Consider the following 13,755-nt stretch of genomic DNA (forward strand, 5'->3'; position numbering starts at 1 on the left):
GTGGGGGGCGTTGGAGGGGGGAAGGGGGGCGCCCGTCCGGGGCTACTCTCCCTTCAGCTCCCGGGCCGTCGCATCCACCCACCGTACCAGCCGTCCCCGACGCTCAGCGTCCACCGGAAGCAGCCGGAGGCGCGCGATCAGCTTGCGCGGCGTGACCATTCGCTCGGCGAGCAGCACTCGCACAAACGCTCGGTCCTTCTCCCTGAATGCGGCCAGCTTCGAGGCGGCCAGGTCATGCCCCTCCAGGCAACGTCCGGTCTTCTGCCGCGTGTTCGCATTCCGCACCTCCACCGTCCGCCCGTCCCAGCCGCGCGTAAGCACCGCTGCTTCGGTGATGGGGACGCCGTGCACGTAGAACCCGTGCAACCGATGGAAGGGCGAGTCCTCCCCGATAGCGTTAAGCGCCTCGACAAGGTCGGAGCGATGCACCGGCGTCATGTCCGCTTCCGCCGACATTCGGAGTGCCGCTGGTGCGTCGGGAAACTGTCCGAGGATCGCCTGCGAGCCGAACACGTACACCGCCTCGTCGTTGGCGATGTCGCAAGCCGCACGAATCGCGTGCTCCAGCTCCGAACGTCTCATCGATGCCGCGTCGACGACCCGCCGTCAGCAACATTGCGCCGTGGGCGACGAGCGGCGGACGCTTCGCTCGTCTCCCCCCTCGCCGCCTCCGCCAACCCCTCCCGCTCCTCCGCCGACAACACCGCCAGAAACGGCATCGTCTGACGCAGCCGCGTTGCCCGCTCTCCCGCATCCACCAGAAATCGCCGCAGGTTCGGCAGCGACCGCGTTCGCAGGATGCGCTCCCACTCGCGCAGCTCGTGCTGTTCTCCCGCCGATGCGAGCGCCAGGCGCGAGGTGACGTACGCGCGCGCCTGCTCGACGAGCGACGGATCCGTCTTCAGGCGTTCCGCGATCGCCCTCGCCACTGCCAGCGCCCGCGCGTCCAACTCCGCGTGCGTCATCCGACGCTCGGCCACGGCGCGCGCCCGGGTTCCGGGGCGCGACTCGCTGCCACGCACGATGGCCAACGGAGGCGCCCCCAGCAGCGGGATCACATTCGCGAGCGATTGCAGCTCTCCCGGTGACGCCGCCGACAGGTCGGCCAACGTGCGCCCGCGCACCTCGAGATTGAGATCCTGTTCCAGGACGACGTCGTCGAGCGCGTCCTGCAGCGCCAGCGCGACGGAGTCGAGGTCGCGCGCCGTCCCCAGGACGCCGATCACCAGCGCGTCCTCGCGTCGATCTCTCCCGTCTACGACCGGGCCTTCCAGCCAGATCGCCGCCGGCGGCGGCACCAGCCCGCGCGTCGCGTTGCGCAGTCGTTCGACGATACGGTCGTAGCGCGCCCGTTCGGCGACAAACAGCGCGTCAATCGCGCTCGCCAGCGGGTGCGCCCGACGGAGCGTCACCGGGCGTCGCGACCCCGCTCCCACGAACTCGACGATCCCCGTCTCCTCCAGCGTCGCCAGCGCCCGCGCCACCCCCGACAGGTGCAGCCCCGTCGCCTCCGCCAGCCGGCTCGGCGACATCGGCGCCGCCGTCGCCGCGAGCGCGCGCAGCAGCCGCACGTTGGCTTCGGTGCCGAGGATGTCGTTGAGTGGCGCGCGGAGCGCGCTCTGGCGGTTGAGGATCGGGCGCATGGGGAAAGTAGACTATAAGCGTGTTTCTCGATTATAGTCGACTTTCTCGCTTATTCGCAACACTCTCGTCCCAGCGAAAGCTGGGACCCATTTGAGCTGCGTTGCACGCTCCCCCCACCAAACCCGCCGCCCCCCTCCCACTACTTGGTAGACGGCACCACGATCTTCCCCTCAATGATCTCCTGCCGCAGCCCCTCCACCCGCGAGCGCACCGAGTCCGGGATGAGCGCCTTGTTGTTGGCGTCATAGATGTAGTTCACCCCTTTCTCGCGCAGCCCGAGCTGGAAGATCCCTCCCTTGAACGTCCCGCTCTTCACCTGCTCGATCGTCTCGAACACCGCCTGGTCCACCCCCTTCACCATCGAGGTGAGGATGAACCCCGGCGCCTCGCTGTACTGATCGGCGTCGACCCCGATCGCCAGCTTCCCGCGCCGCCGCACGGCTTCGAAGACGCCGAGCCCCGTGGAGCCCGAGGCGTGGAAGATCACGTTCACGCCGGACTGGATCTGCGAGAGCGCCAGCTCCTGCCCGCGCCCCGGGTTGCGGAAGGCTTCGGGGGTAACGCCGGCGTACTGGGCGATCACTTCGCAGTCCGGGCAGACCGCCTTGACCCCCGCCTTGTAGCCCATCTCGAACTTGTGGATGAGGGGGAAGTCCATCCCGCCCACGAAGCCGACCTTCTTGGAGTTCCCCACCAGCGCCGCCAGGGCGCCGACCAGGAACGACCCTTCCTCCTCGCGGAACTTGAGCGCCGCGAGATTGGCCGGCGGCTGCACCGGATTGCCGGCCGAGTCGATCGCGACCGCGTAGTCGACCCCCGCGAAGCGCGTGTTCGGGTACTCCTTCGCCAGCTGCGTGAGGTCGTCGGAGAAGATGAAGCCGACGCCGATCACCAGGTCCATCCCCTCGGCGGCCAGCAGGCGCAGGCCGGCTTCGCGGTCCGAGCCTTCCCCCGGTTCAATGAAGCGCACGCGGGCCCCCAGCTCCTTCTGGGCCCGGGCGGCGCCGAGGTAGGCGCCATCATTGAAGGACTTGTCGCCCCGGCCGCCCAGGTCGAAGACGATGCCGACGTCGAGTCCCTCGCCGGTCGGCCGCTCTTCGGCGCCGGAGGGGCGGACGAAGAGGAGGGCGATGTGGGTGGCGAGGAGGGCGGCGAGGACGAGGACGAGCTTTCGCATGAGGGGCGGAAAGGTCGTCGGGGGGGTGGGTGGGGGGGAAGGGGGGGCGAGGCGGGGGTGGAGAGGCGAGGGGCTCGCACGGGCGCCTGCGCCGGACATGCTTGGCGGAACCGGAATACCCGGTGATCCCGGCGGGGGTAACGCACTCTCCCACCACTCGGCCCTAACTGCGAAGGGTCGATGTGTGTTGGGGATGCAACACCGTGGCTTTGCTCGGCGCCGCAGCGTTATCGTGCGAATTCGATGTGACCGCGTCCTTCATCGCCGGCTTGGCTGGCGATCGAGGACTTCTGAATGCGCGTTCGGCTGCTCGACACTCAGCTGCGACTCCCTTACACCCCTCTACCGCTACGGTCGTTAAGTGGCACGCTCCTATCGCGCGTCTATCAATCTCGACTTCACGAAGCAAGATACGGGGGCGTATCAAGCGCTGATCCGTGCACTCATCCAAGCTGGTTGGGTCTATGTCGAGACCAGCGCCCTTTGTCGTCGAGACGGACGACATCGGTAAGGTCTGGCGCGGAGTCGAGCTCGTCGCGAAGGGATCACAGAACGCGGGCGAGCTTTCAGCGTTCACATTCCATATTCAGAGCTCGAAGGATTTCGCCGGAGTGCCGTACAAGGGAGCCGCGACCCGTGCAAATGCTCTCACCGACATTCTGCAGCGACCGTTTCCCGTCCCTAAGTAGCCTGCCCCTGCAGCCGACACGCGCTGCAGCAGACGGCCGATCAGTATTCACGCTTCCAGATGCTTGACTGCTTTATCTGCGGCGCCTCGTCGCTGAGGCGCGGATGTGGAAGCACCTCAACGCTCGTCACGCCATCGCACATCCTCGGCGCGGCTGTCCGCACGAGCGCAGAAGGAGAAGAAGTCCTCCGGCAAGAAGAGGCGTAGCAGAAGCGTGGACCGACTCGGGCGGGGGGCCCGGGCACTGGAAGGCGCAGATGATTCCGTCGAACGTCGACGATGCTCCCGCCTGCGTCGAACCCGCCGTGCTGCCGCTCCCCAAGTGGCCGCATAACCGATCGCCGAGCTACAGTTGGTGGCGGTTCCGCCGTCGCTCGACTTTGCTCTGCGGAAGTGAAGCTCTGAAGTCTCGATCTCTCGCGCATCTTTGCGCACGCACATAAGCGGATGCTCAGGCCCCCAACCGGCACTCGCAAGCCTGTCGGCGAGTGGCCCCGATCCGCGCCGGAGTCGGCGGACGCGCTAGTCTGTGCAACTGTCAGACCCCCACCTTTCGTTGCGCTTACTCGCCTCGCCCGCAACTACCCCGATTGCCCGTCATGAACCACTCCGAAATCGTCAGTTTTCTCTTCGGTGTCGCCAACCTCATTCGCGACACCTTCAAGCGTGGCAAGTATCAGGACGTGATCCTGCCCCTCACCGTGCTGCGGCGACTGGACTGTGTGTTGGCGGACAAGAAGGAGAAGGTGCTCGCCAAGCAGGCCGAGCTTCGCGCCAGGAAGCTCGAGGATCTCGACGCCCAGCTCCGCAGGGCCTCGGGGTTCGCCTTCTACAACACCTCACGCTACGACTTCGACAAGCTGCTGGGTGACGCGCCGCACCTCGCGGCCAACCTGCGCAACTACATCGCCGGCTTCAGCCCCAACATGCGCGAGGTCATCGAGCGCTTCGACTTCGACAACACCATCTCAAAGCTCGATGAGGCAGGACTGCTCTTCCAGGTTCTGGAGCGCTTCAGGTCGGTGGACTTGCACCCCGATCGTGTGGACAACGCGACGATGGGGACGATCTTCGAGGAGCTGCTCCGCAAATTCAACGAAGCGCTGAACGAGAATCCCGGCGAGCACTTCACGCCGCGCGACGTGATTCACCTGATGGTGGACCTGATGCTCGCTGGCGACGAATCACGCATCCGGGGCAAGGGCGTCGTCCGCACGGTGTACGACCCCTGCTGCGGCTCGGGCGGCATGCTGATGATCACCAAGGATCACATCCGCACGGGGATCATCCAGAACGGGCGGCTCGTACAATCGCCTATTAACCCCGACGCCGAGCTGCACCTGTTCGGGCAGGAAGTGAACCCCGAAACGTGGGCGGTCTCCAAGTCGGACCTTTATATGAAGGATCCGACCGGGCGCGACGCCGATCGCATCGCCTACGGCAGTACGCTTTCCAATGACAAGCACGGCGGCGTTGGCTTCGACTACCTGATCGCCAACCCGCCCTACGGCAAGGACTGGAAGGGCGACGCAGACGCGGTGAAGGCCGAGCACGAACGCGGGGCGGTCGGCCGATTTGGCCCGGGGCTGCCGCGCATCAGCGACGGCCAGCTGCTCTTCCTGCTTCACATGCTGGCGCACACGAAGGACGCCGCCGAAGGGGGCTCGCGCATCGCGATCATCATGAACGGCTCACCGCTGTTCACCGGCGATGCGGGGAGCGGGGAGAGCGAGATCCGGCGCTTCATTCTCGAGAATGACCTCCTCGACTCACTTATCGCTCTTCCGGAACAGCTCTTCTACAACACCGGTATCGCGACCTACATCTGGGTGGTGACCAACCGCAAATCACCAGCGCATCGTGGCACGGTCCAGCTTGTGGACGCCTCCGCCTTCTGGGTCCCGATGCGCAAGAGCCTGGGCGACAAGCGGCGCGAGATCCCGATCGACAATGCGCGGGAGATTCTCGCGCTCGTGAAGAACCGACGCGACGGCGAAACACGCCGCGTGGAGAGGGACGGAGCGACGGAGGACGTGGTGGTGAGCCGCGTCTTTCCCACCTCACACTTCGGCTTTCGCAAGATCACGGTCGAGCGGCCACTCAAGCTCAACTTCCAGGCGAGCCCGGAGCGGCTGGCGCGGCTCGAGCAGGAACGAGGCTTTGTGGCGCTCGCCCAGTCGAAGAAGAAGGGGGCGGCGGGCGCGAAGGAGCAGGCCGAAGGTCGCGCGCTTCAGACCGAGCTTCGCGCGATGCTCGCCACGCTCCCCACGAGGCTCGTAAAGGACCGGGACGAGTTCGGGAAGCCCCTTGACGCGGCCGCGAAGAAGTCCGGGGTGAAGCTCGCCGCCCCGGTGCGCAAGGCGATTCTCTCCGCCCTCTCGGAGCGGGACGAGAAGGCCAGCATCTGCCGCGACGCCGACGGGGCGCCTGAGCCCGATCCGGAACTGCGCGACACCGAGAGCGTGTCGCTCGCGGTGGGGAAGGACCCGGTGGATACCGAGGGTGTCCCCGCCAGCGTGCGCGAGTTCTTCGCTCGCGAGGTGCTCCCCCACGTGCCGGACGCGTGGATCGACACCGCCAGACGCGACCACAAGGACGACCTCGTTGGCCTCGTGGGCTACGAAATCAACTTCAACCGGTACTTCTATCGGTATACGCCGCCGCGTCCGCTGGAGGAGATCGAGCAGGACATCCGGGATATCGAGGGCGACATCGTTCGGATTCTGTCGGAGGTTACTGGCAGGTCCGTCGCTTAACGGATGTCGGCAGTTACGCTCAAGTGACGACGTCTGACGAATTCGCAAACGTACGCACTTGCCTGCAACTGCCGACGTTTGCTAACTTCCGCCATGCCGTCTACCCTCACCTTTGAAGATCTCCACCGGGCCGGCGTTGGAGCGTATTTCCGCCCCAGAGACGTTGAGCCGCTCGGAGTCACGTACTACCAGCTCCGTCAGATGGTGACCGACGGCCAGGTCGAGGCGGTGGGGCACGGGCTGTATCGCCTGGCCGAACCCGACCTGACCGAGATGGAAACGATCGCGATGGTGGCCTCGGCGATTCCGCAGGGCATCGTCTGCCTCCTGTCGGCGCTCCGCGTCCACGACATCGGCACGCAGTCGCCGTGGCAGGTCTGGATGGCGATCGACCGAAAAGCCCGAAAACCTACTCGCCTGCCATCGTCAGTCCGCATTGTACGCTTTTCGGGGGTGATGCTCACCTACGGCGTGGACACCATGTCGATGCTCGGTGCCCCCGTGCGCATCACCTCACCCGCCCGCACGGTCGTGGACTGCTTTCGCTATCGCAACAAGGTCGGACTCGATGTTGCCATGGAGGCACTGCGCGAGGCCGTGCGGACACGCAAGGCGGCAGTGAGCGAGATAGATCGCGCCGCAGAGGTGTGCCGTGTTCGCACGGTGATCGCGCCGTACCTCGCCGCGCTCTCAGTATGACGACGCCGGAACGTGGCAGTAGCGCAGCGTCCATTCGGCATCGCCTGCGCAACGAACTGCGCGCGCGTGGGGAGGATGTGTCGCTGGGGCTGCAGCGGTATGCGTCCGAGCGGTTCCTGTATCGGCTTGGACGTTCCGTGCATCGAGAGCGGTTCGTGCTCAAGGGGGCCACGCTGTTCGCCATCTGGGGGACGACGTACCGCCCGACACGCGATCTGGACTTCACTGCCTACGGAGACTCTGCGGAGAACGCCGTGATCGCTGCGCTTCGAGAGGTGTGCGCCACGCCAGACGACGTGGACGCCCTGCAGTTCGACGTCGATTCGATCACGACGGAGCCGATTCGCGATGGATCGGAGTACCCCGGCACTCGCATCCGAATCAACGCGACGCTCGGCACGTCGCGCATCCCGATCCAACTCGACCTGGGCTTCGGCAACGCCATCGTCCCCGGACCGGAGGAAGTCGAGTACCGCTCGCTGCTCGGCGACCCGCCCCCGCGGATTCTGGCGTACCCGCAGGAGTCGGTGGTCGCCGAGAAGCTGCACGCGATGGTAACGCTCGGCGAGCGGAACAGCCGCTTCAAGGACTTCTACGACATGCACACAATGGCGAGCGCATTTCGCTTCGAACGCTCTACGCTCCTCGCGGCTGTCCGCGCCACGTTCGTACGGCGTGCAACGCCCTTTTCAGACGAGGTACCGGTGGCACTGCGGGACAACTTCTACGCTGATGCCGCGCGCGCGGAGCAGTGGCGGGCCTACGTGACGCGCAGTGGGATGACCGGCGTGTCGCAGGACTTCACGAGCGTCGGAGAGCGCGTCATCGGCTTTCTTCAGCCGTTGTGGGAGAACCTGATCACGGGAACCGACCCGCTTGGCGACTGGTCGCCTGGCGAGGGCTGGCGATGAGAGCGCGTGCCTACAAGCCATATTCGGCCTACAGGGACTCCGAGGTGGAGTGGCTTGGGGAGATTCCGGCGGGGTGGGAGGTGAAGCGGTTGCGCTTCGTGAGCGATTCAAACCCTGTGCCAAGCGAGGTTCGCAGCCTGCCCGGTGATTCCGAGGTTTCGTTCGTGCCGATGGAGGCTGTCGGTAAGAATGGTGGACTCGCATTGGAGACGACGAAACTGCTCGCCGACGTGAAGGCAGGCTACAGCTACTTTCGCGACGGAGACGTGGTAATCGCGAAGATCACGCCGTGCTTCGAGAACGGAAAAGGTGCGCTTGCCGAAGGATTGACGAACGGCATCGCGTTCGGGACGACCGAGCTTCACGTACTACGCGCGCGCCATACCGCCGATCGGCGGTTCGCGTTCTACGTGACGCTGAGCGACGCATTTCGAAGACTCGGCGAAGCCGACATGTACGGCGCGGGAGGCCAGAAGCGTATTTCCGAATCATTCGTGCGCAACTTCCCGATCGCTCTCCCCTCACTCCCCGAACAACGCGCCATCGCGACGTTCCTCGACCGCGAGACCGCGCGCATCGATGCGCTGGTGGCCAAGAAGGAGCGGCTGATCACACTGCTCCAGGAACGGCGCACCGCGCTTATCACCCGTGCGGTCACCAAGGGCCTCGACCCCACCGCGGCGATGAAGGACTCCGGAGTGGAGTGGTTGGGGGAGATTCCGGCGCATTGGGAGGTGCGGCCACTACGCACGACCATCGCGAGTTGTCTGAACGGCGTATGGGGCGACGATCCTGATGGTGTCAGTGATGTCGTTTGCGTCCGTGTTGCGGATTTTGATCGAGTGCGACTCGGAGTAGACATTACTGAGCCCACTGTGCGAGCGATCGAACCGCGCGTCGTAGCCGAGAGGGGCCTCCGTTCGGGTGACCTCTTGCTGGAGAAGTCCGGTGGTGGTGAAAACCAGCCAGTCGGCGCCGTCGTGCTTTACACCCATCCAGTACCAGCGGTCTGCTCGAACTTTGTGGCGCGAGTCGTTGTCTCCGCTACAAGTGATCCGAAGTATCTAGTCTACCTGCACAAGGCGCTGTACTCGATGCGCATCAACACGAAGCATATCAAGCAAAGTACGGGCATTCAGAACCTGGACAGTAGAAGCTACTTCGGCGAAACGGGAGGAATTCCGTTGCTTGCCGAGCAGAAGGAGATCGCGGGTTACCTCGCCGCGGAGACTGCTCGCATCGACGCCCTCAGCGCCCGCATCCGCGCCGCCATCACCCGAGTCCAAGAACTCCGCACCGCCCTCATAGCCGCCGCGGTAACCGGCAAGATCGACGTTCGTGACCACGAGTCGTCCGGCGGACGCCAAACATGAGTCACGCCACGAACAAGTCCTGGGGCGACCCGTCACGCCACTACGCATCGCATGGCACGGTCGAAGACAAGCAAAGTGCTGCCGAAAAGTCGATAGAGGCTGTGGAGAAGAGGTGGGCGCACTTACTCGAAGCCGCCATGCCCGGCGCACGACAACAAGTTGAGCAGGCATTTCGCCAGTGGAACTCGGTACTTCGGGATCAGGTGCGGAGCGAGACGGCCCTTCGACTCTCGGTCGGAAACGAGTCCCAGTCTGTCCCGGTGCGGGTGTCGGACGGCCTACCACGTCCGTTCGCTGAAACGTTGTTGACGTTTCCGAACTACGAGTGGCTCATTCTCAACCGTCCGGACATCGAAGCCACGGCCCGTGGCGCCCTTCTGATCGCGCAAAACCACGAATCGGCCGCGGCGATGGTGCGCGAGCAGGGTGTCGTTGCGTCAGGAGAGGGGCTCGGCGACACCGCCACGACAGCCAGATTGTTGCTGGCGGAGCTCGACCGACTCGAAGCCATCAAGCGGATTGCTGACTGTCGGGAGGACGTGATGGGCGCGTACTTCTTTCGCGTGCCCGAGATTCGTCTCTTCTGGGTGCCGATCGGCATCGTTGCTCGACTACTGGGCGTGCCCATCGAGGCACTCACCGTCGTAGTGCTGACGCACGAACTCGCGCACGCATACAGCCATCTCGGCCGAGATATCGATAGCGAATCGTGGCGTACCTCCAGCTTCGCGAGCGCCGACATGCACATCGTCGAAGGCATCGCTCAGTTCTACACGCAGGTGATCTGCGAGGCCCTCCAGTCACGATTCCTGCTGCGCGGATCGCGTTCGAAGCACTCATCAAGAACCAGTCCGGACCCTACACCGCTTACCGAGAGTGGGTCACGGAGAGCGAGCGGGGGGAGAGGTCGTTCGCGTCGCCATGATCGAGTGCCGCTCGCGTGACATTGTCAGCACCGAGGAGTTTGTGGACGCCATTGATCGCTATCGGCAACAGGTCAAGGGACGTCCAGGATACGCACGGACAGACGGGTCCGCGCCGCGCTCGCAACAGAACTCAGGCACACCTTAGCAATGCCCGACATCTCCGAGCGCTCGTTCGAGGATTCCATCGAGTGCGGCTTGCTCGCGCACGGCCCCGATGCCTGCGCCGGGCCTGCGCCCGTGGTCCGCGAGACCGCGCCGCCGTACGGCGAGACGCCGCCGGGCGGCTATCGCAGACGTTCTCAGGACGACTACGATCGCGTCCTCTGCCTGCTTCCGCGCGATGTCGTGGACTTCGTGGTCGCCACGCAGCCCAAGGAGTGGGAGAAGCTCAAGCAGCACCACGGCGCCGCCGTCAAGGAACAGTTCCTCAAGCGGCTTGCCGCCGAACTCGAGCGGCGCGGCGCGCTCGATGTGCTGCGCAATGGCCTCAAGGACTCGGGGTGCAAGTTCCGCCTCGCGTACTTTCGCCCGGCCAGTGCACTGAACGAAGAGACGCGTCGCCTGCACGCCGCAAATCTGTTCTCCATCGTGCGGCAAGTGCGCTACGGACTCTCGCATGAGAAGAGTCTCGACCTCGTGCTCTTCCTGAACGGAATCCCCATCTTCACGGCCGAGCTCAAGAACCCGCTCTCCGGCCAGACCGTGCAGGAGGCCATTCGTCAGTACCAGCGCGACCGCGACCCGCGTGACCCGCTGCTGGGCTATGGCCGCTGCCTGGCGCACTTCGCCGTGGACCCGGAGTTGGCCTATGTGACGACGCAGCTCGTCGGGCCCAGAACACGCTTCCTCCCCTTCAATCAGGGGAAGTTCGGCGGCGCCGGCAATCCCCCCGTGCCGCCTACACGAAGTGGCTACGCAACGGCGTACCTGTGGGAGGAGACCTGGGCCCGCGACAGCGTGCTCGATCTCATCCGGCAGTTCGTGCACGAGATCGAGGAGGAAGACGACAAGGGGCGCAAGACGGGGAAACGTTTTCTCGTATTCCCGCGCTACCAACAGCTCGATTGCGTGCGCCGCCTCGTGACCGACGCGCGCTCGCGCGGCCCCGGGCAGCGCTATCTCATCCAGCACTCGGCGGGGAGCGGTAAGAGCTTCACCATCGGGTGGCTCGCGCATCAACTCGCCACGCTGCACAACGCGAAGGACGAAAGGGTGTTCGACTCCATCGTGGTCATCACCGACCGCCGCGTGCTCGACCGGCAGCTGCAAACCACGATGCGTCAGCTCGAACAGACGCTCGGCGTGGTGGAGAACATCGACACCACCTCGCGCAAGCTCAAGGAAGCGCTCGAGTCGGGGAAGACAATCATCGTCACCACGCTACAGAAGTTTCCCGTGATCGCGAAGGAGATCGGCGAGCTGTCGGGGAAGCGATTCGCGGTCATCGTGGACGAGGCTCACTCGTCGCAGTCGGGTGAGAGCACCAAGAGTCTCAAAGGCGTGCTGAGCGCGGGCTCGCTGGAGTCGGCCGAGGGCGAGGAGTCGGGAGAAGCCACACCAGAAGAGGAACTCGAGAACACCATCCTCGCCGAGATCGCGGCGCGCGGGCCGGTTCCGAATCTGTCGATGTTTGCATTCACTGCGACGCCAAAGCCCAAGACGCTCGAGCTCTTCGGGACCAAACGCCCCGAAGGGACGTTCGCGCCGTTCCACCTATACAGCATGCGGCAGGCGATCGAGGAGGGGTTCATCCTCGACGTGCTGGCCAACTACAGCACCTACACCGCCTACTGGCGGCTGCTCAAGAAGGTGGAGGATGACCCACGCTACGAGAGGGGGAAGGCCGAATACCTGCTCAAGTCTTTCGTCGAGCTGCATCCGCACGCGATCGCCGAGAAGGTGCGGATCTGCGTGGAGCACTTTGCGGCGAACACACAGACTGCGATTGGTGGCAGGGCGAAGGCGATGATCGTCACGCGGTCACGTCTGCACGCGGTTCGCTACAGGCTGGCTGTGGACAAGTATCTCGCGGAGCGCGGGTACCCTTTCAAGGCGCTGGTGGCGTTCTCCGGGTCGGTGCAGGATCGTGGCAAGACGTACACAGAGTCCGGAATGAACGGCTTGCCCGAGACGCAGACGGCCAAGACGTTCGAATCCGCCGAGTATCGCTTCCTGATCGTGGCCAACAAGTTCCAGACCGGGTTCGACCAGCCGCTGTTGCACACTATGTACGTGGACAAGAAGCTCGGCGGGGTGAACGCGGTGCAGACGCTGTCGCGGCTCAACCGGACGCACCCAGAGAAGAGCGGCACGTCGGTGCTCGACTTCGCGAACGAGGCGGCGGAGATCAAGGGTGCGTTCGAACCGTATTTCGAGACCACGTTGCTGTCGGAGGCGACGGATCCCAACCTGCTGTACGAACTGCAAACGCGGCTTGCGACGTTTCCGGTGTACACCGAGGCAGACGTGACAGGACGTTCGCGGCGGCGTACTTCAACCCGAAGACGACGCAGGACAAGCTGTATGTCCCGCTGGCTCATCCGGTCGAACGCTGCCTTGCGCTTGGCGCGGATGAGCGCCACGAGTTCCGGGGGCAACTCACGGACTTCGTCAGGCTCTACGCCTTCCTGGCGCAGGTGCTCCGTTCGCGGACGGGACCTCGAGAAGCTCTACGTTTTCGCGCGTTACCTGCGACGCTTGCTGCCCGCAGAACGGGAGGAGCTGCCGGTTGAGGTTCAGCAGAACATCGACATGGAGTCGTACCGGATTCAGCAGACCGGCAGCGGAAAGATCGCGCTGGACCGGAAACCCGGCGTGCTGGATCCCTCGGCGACCAAGGGGGCGCACGGCACGACGCCTGATGAGATGGAGACGCTGTCGCGCATCATCGCCGAGCTGAACGAGCGGTTCGGACTTAACCTTGGGCCGGAGCACAAGGTCACCATCACGCAGATGATGGAGCGGCTGGACGACGACCCGGCGCTCGACGCGGCAGCTCGGGTCAACACACGCGAGAACGTGCGGCTCACGTTCGACCAGAAGGTGGAGCAGGTGATCCAGGACATCGTGGACTCGAACTTCGAGCTCTACAAGCGCATCACCGACGATCGTGCTTTTGGCGACGTGCTCAAGAACGTGCTTTTCGACCAATACCTGCGCGCGCATCGGAACGCCGAAGAGCTGATCAAGCGCGGCGAGTCGAAAACGCTGGAGTTCAAGTCCACCCTGCGATGGAACCTCAAAGAGGACAAGCAAGACGACAAGGTGGTGACGCATTCGGTGCTCAAGACAGTCGCAGCCTTCCTGAACACGGAGGGCGGTGACCTGCTGATTGGTGTGGCGGATGATGGGGCGATCGTCGGGATCGAACGCGATCAGTTGGACAACGACGACAAGTTCATGCGGCACCTGGCGCAGGTGGTGCGCAATGGGCTTGGGGACCGTGCCGGGACGCATCGACCCGAAGATGCAGGTTGTGAACGGAAGGTCCGTTTGCGTGGTGAGCTGTCAGCGGAGCCCGGAGCCTGTCTACCTCAAGTGGAAGGGCGTAGAGTCTTCACCAGACGGTGACTTGTTTGTAC

8 protein-coding genes and 1 pseudogene are annotated in these 13,755 nt (G+C 64.6%); 6 read left to right on the top strand and 3 right to left on the bottom strand.

The annotated features are described in order from the left end of the window. Positions 1-42: 42 nt before the first annotated feature. The 3 genes from IPN47_12625 to IPN47_12635 form a co-directional block, all read right to left on the bottom strand. The gene (locus IPN47_12625) at positions 43-582 is read right to left on the bottom strand and encodes a hypothetical protein (GenBank protein MBK9408868.1); all 540 of its coding nucleotides are present in this window, start codon (positions 580-582) and stop codon (positions 43-45) included. After that, positions 579-1,643, bottom strand: coding sequence for a helix-turn-helix domain-containing protein (locus IPN47_12630; GenBank protein MBK9408869.1), 1,065 nt, complete (start codon positions 1,641-1,643; stop codon positions 579-581). Before IPN47_12630 ends, IPN47_12625 begins: the two co-directional genes overlap by 4 nt. Positions 1,644-1,783: 140 nt before the next feature. After that, positions 1,784-2,821, bottom strand: coding sequence for a BMP family ABC transporter substrate-binding protein (locus IPN47_12635; GenBank protein MBK9408870.1), 1,038 nt, complete (start codon positions 2,819-2,821; stop codon positions 1,784-1,786). Between the two features lie 1,287 nt (positions 2,822-4,108). On the opposite strand from IPN47_12635, the gene IPN47_12640 reads away from it, so the two are divergent. The 6 genes and pseudogenes from IPN47_12640 to IPN47_12665 all read left to right on the top strand — a co-directional run bounded on the left by IPN47_12640 (position 4,109) and on the right by IPN47_12665 (position 13,333). Then, complete coding sequence (locus tag IPN47_12640) at positions 4,109-6,265, top strand: SAM-dependent DNA methyltransferase (protein ID MBK9408871.1); 2,157 nt, start codon at positions 4,109-4,111, stop codon at positions 6,263-6,265. 93 nt (positions 6,266-6,358) lie between these two features. Continuing rightward, on the top strand, positions 6,359-6,964 hold the full coding sequence (locus IPN47_12645; GenBank protein ID MBK9408872.1) for a transcriptional regulator: 606 nt from the start codon (positions 6,359-6,361) through the stop codon (positions 6,962-6,964). Then, on the top strand, positions 6,961-7,875 hold the full coding sequence (locus IPN47_12650; GenBank protein MBK9408873.1) for a nucleotidyl transferase AbiEii/AbiGii toxin family protein: 915 nt from the start codon (positions 6,961-6,963) through the stop codon (positions 7,873-7,875). The genes IPN47_12645 and IPN47_12650 overlap by 4 nt, the downstream gene beginning before the upstream one ends. 98 nt (positions 7,876-7,973) lie before the next feature. Next, entirely contained in the window at positions 7,974-9,248 is a 1,275-nt protein-coding gene (locus IPN47_12655; protein ID MBK9408874.1) for a restriction endonuclease subunit S, read from the top strand. Further along, positions 9,245-10,192, top strand: coding sequence for a hypothetical protein (locus IPN47_12660; protein ID MBK9408875.1), 948 nt, complete (start codon positions 9,245-9,247; stop codon positions 10,190-10,192). The genes IPN47_12655 and IPN47_12660 overlap by 4 nt, the downstream gene beginning before the upstream one ends. 129 nt (positions 10,193-10,321) lie before the next feature. Then, positions 10,322-13,333: pseudogene (locus IPN47_12665) on the top strand (type I restriction endonuclease subunit R). Positions 13,334-13,755 lie beyond the last annotated feature (422 nt).

It is taken from the genome of Gemmatimonadota bacterium (assembly GCA_016719105.1).
Classification (GTDB): Bacteria; Gemmatimonadota; Gemmatimonadetes; order Gemmatimonadales; family Gemmatimonadaceae; genus SCN-70-22.

Coding starts and splice junctions, on each gene's coding strand:
- IPN47_12625 (MBK9408868.1), bottom strand. CDS start 582: ATGAGACGTTCGGAGCTGGAGCACGCGATTCGTGCGGCTTGCGACATC.
- IPN47_12630 (MBK9408869.1), bottom strand. CDS start 1,643: ATGCGCCCGATCCTCAACCGCCAGAGCGCGCTCCGCGCGCCACTCAAC.
- IPN47_12635 (MBK9408870.1), bottom strand. CDS start 2,821: ATGCGAAAGCTCGTCCTCGTCCTCGCCGCCCTCCTCGCCACCCACATC.
- IPN47_12640 (MBK9408871.1), top strand. CDS start 4,109: ATGAACCACTCCGAAATCGTCAGTTTTCTCTTCGGTGTCGCCAACCTC.
- IPN47_12645 (MBK9408872.1), top strand. CDS start 6,359: ATGCCGTCTACCCTCACCTTTGAAGATCTCCACCGGGCCGGCGTTGGA.
- IPN47_12650 (MBK9408873.1), top strand. CDS start 6,961: ATGACGACGCCGGAACGTGGCAGTAGCGCAGCGTCCATTCGGCATCGC.
- IPN47_12660 (MBK9408875.1), top strand. CDS start 9,245: ATGAGTCACGCCACGAACAAGTCCTGGGGCGACCCGTCACGCCACTAC.